General features: G+C 33.5%; 3 protein-coding genes. All 3 read left to right on the top strand.

What is annotated here, in order from left to right; all coding sequences use genetic code 11:
- The first annotated feature begins 112 nt into the window (after positions 1–112).
- Positions 113–1,081, top strand: a complete 969-nt coding sequence (locus HU235_RS06465) for a CobW family GTP-binding protein (RefSeq protein WP_174879681.1) — start codon at positions 113–115, stop codon at positions 1,079–1,081.
- A 197-nt stretch (positions 1,082–1,278) separates the two neighbouring features.
- Positions 1,279–2,274 carry a permease gene (locus tag HU235_RS06470; RefSeq protein WP_174879682.1) on the top strand — a complete coding sequence of 332 codons (996 nt, stop codon included), beginning with the start codon at positions 1,279–1,281 and terminating at the stop codon, positions 2,272–2,274.
- Between the two features lie 14 nt (positions 2,275–2,288).
- Complete coding sequence (locus tag HU235_RS06475; RefSeq protein ID WP_174879683.1) at positions 2,289–3,080, top strand: TIGR03943 family putative permease subunit; 792 nt, start codon at positions 2,289–2,291, stop codon at positions 3,078–3,080.
- Positions 3,081–3,118 lie beyond the last annotated feature (38 nt).

Consider the following 3,118-nt stretch of genomic DNA (forward strand, 5'->3'; position numbering starts at 1 on the left):
AAATAGTAATGATTACGATTTGTATTGTACACCTAAAACTCGATTGTGTAAATAGGAATAATTTCGATTTATAATTGATATATATGTATTGTGTTGAAAAGGAGGGAAAGTAATGAAGACAATACCAGTCTTTATTTTAAGCGGATTTTTAGGAAGTGGTAAGACTACACTTTTAAAGCAATTACTACAAGTATGTATTGAAAGGAAAATGAAGCCAGCAGTTTTAATGAATGAAATTGGTAGGACAGATACAGATGGAGAAAGTATATCCGGGCTGTTAAAAAATACTCATCTCGAAAAATTACTAGATGGATGTATGTGCTGTAATAAAAAAAGTGAAGTAACGAACTGTCTAAAGACACTTCTTAGTCGCAAACCGGACATGCTATTTATTGAGTTAACAGGGGTTGCAGATCCAGAAGAGGTTGTTGACTCTATAACAGAACCTGAACTTCTACAGCTTCTATACTTAGAAAAAGTCATAACGATCGTAGATGCAGAAAATATTCTTTCTTATAATAATGTGTTTGAATCAGACCGAGATCTTGTAAGAACGACAAGAAAGCAAATAAAGGTTGCTGATTATCTTATTGTCAATAAAATTGATTTAGTATCTTATGAAAAGAAGAAAAAGGTAGAAAGACTACTTAGAAAAGAAAATTCCTCCTCACCTATTACCTACACAACATTTAGCCAGGTTGACATAAACGAAATTTTTTCTATTAATCATTCAGTTATGAAGAGATTTAATATAAAACGAAAAGATGAACCATCAGATGAAAAGGCTCCAGCATCTTTTTCAAGAATAAAGAGTATCTCTCTGCCACTTACAACCAATACAACAAAGAAACAAATTGAGAGGTTTTTGAAGAAATGGAGAAGTGACTTGCTTCGGGCAAAGGGATATATACCTATGACAGATGGGATATACTTAATGCAATCTGTTATGAATCGTGTTAATTGGGAACCTTCGCAATTTAAAGGTGAATGTTATTTAGTTATGATTGGAGTCAATCTAGATATAAAAGTAATTAAAAAAGATTGGGAAAGAACAATTAAAGAGACGATATACGCTGAATAGGAAATAAAAGAGGATTTCCACTTCGGGGCTAACATCTCCATGTTAGCTCTATCTAACTAAATTGAGAAAATAGGCTTTAAAGTTGTTTTAATAAAATTTGAAAGTAGTAGAAATCAAGATAAAAGTGATTGAATAAACAAAAGCTAGTAGGTACTGGAGGGATTTCTTATGAAGAGAAAAAACAGAGGGTTTATAAAATGAGGATAAGGACCAATATCGAAATAATAGGATTCGCTTTCCTAGGATGTTGCATTTTACTATTCTATTTTCACGAAGGAATAAAGCTAAGCGAATCTCTTTTTTCGAATTCTTTCTTAACCTTTAATGTCGTGTTTATAAGTATATTACTAGAAGCATTGCCATTTGTTTTAATCGGTGTTTTGATCGCAGGGGTCATTCAAGTATTTGTTTCAGAAGAACAAATGCGTAAATTAATCCCTCGTAACAAGTTATTAGCAATCATGATGAGTTGTTTAGTAGGTGCATTATTTCCTGCATGTGAATGTGGAATTGTTCCAATTGTTCGTCGTCTAGTTAGTAAAGGGATGCCTCTTTTTGCAGGGGTCGGCTTTTTACTGACAGGACCATTAATTAATCCGATCGTTATTTTTTCTACCTATATGGCTTTTGGTGAGGATGGGAGAATGGCTTTGCTACGAATGGTTCTAGGTTTAATTATTGCTCTTATCATTACTTCAGCTATCTGTATACTCTTTAAACACAATCAACTGAAAATAACGAAGGAATCCTTTAGAACAGAAGCTCAAAGAATGGTAAACCTACCCTTACTAACGAGACTAAAAGCTATGATCGAGCATGCGATTGATGAATTTTTTGATATGGGAAAGTTTTTAATTATTGGAGCGCTTCTTGCAGCTTTTGTACAGACGTATATCTCTACAAGATCTATTTTAGCTCAAGGAAATGGTTTGTTAGGTTCTACTCTCGTGATGATGGGACTTGCTTATCTATTATCCCTATGCTCAGAAGCAGATGCATTTATCGCGGCATCATTTGATCAAATACTTCCAAAAACTTCCTTGCTTGGCTTTTTAATCTATGGACCCATGCTAGATTTAAAAAATACAATTATGTTATTATCTGTCTTTACATTTCGTTTCGTCATCACGTTAACGATTCTCATTACGGCTACTGTGCTTGCTATTTTATTACTCGTTCACCCGCTAATATAAAGGAGAGACTGATCTTGACCCTACAAAAGAGACAAGCAATAAAAGCAATTATATTATTGCTTTTCGCCAGTTTTATATTTATTTTGCATCAAACGGGTGATATTACTAACTTTATCCATCCTAATTATCTACATTTTAGTCAAATCGCTTCAATCATTTTCTTGATTCTTTTTTTCTTTCAAGTACCCCGTATTTTTAAAACACTTGAAGCTGAGCATGATCATACTTACTGCAGTCCTTGGGGGTGTCATCATGAAGAAGAACAGTTTTCCATCAAATCATTAATATCGATTGGAATGATGGTGATTACTCTTTTATTAGGTTTCATGATGCCTTATAAAACCTTTGGGGCTGATGAAGCACTAGTGCGTGGTATTCAATATTCAAGTTTCAATCATAGAAAGTCGGGGGATATTGACTTAGAGAATGTAAATATTAAAAGGATAATGAATCTTCCTATTATTCGTTTAGATTATACAGGTTTTACTGATTATATGGGGATTATTTCAAAATATCCAGCGGTTTTTGAGGGAAAACAAATAGAAATAGAAGGGTTTATTGCTGAAGACATGATGAAAAAACAAAAAGTGATTGCTAGATTTCAAGTTACCCACTGTGTTGCTGATGCACAAGCAAGTGGAATAATACTTACAAATAGCGATGAGCTTCAATTAATGGAGGATACTTGGGTACGAATCAAAGGCGTCTTGAAGGTTAAGGAAGAAAATCAACAGTATATACCAGCTATTCATGTGACCAGTTTCGAGAAAATCGTTACGCCAAAAAATCCTTATATATATCTTTAGTTTTTTTACAAAGGGACAGTCCTAAGAATCTATGTGAC

The sequence above is a fragment of the Metabacillus niabensis genome (genome assembly GCF_902829255.1).
GTDB classification, from domain to species: Bacteria; Bacillota; Bacilli; order Bacillales; family Bacillaceae; genus Metabacillus; species Metabacillus niabensis.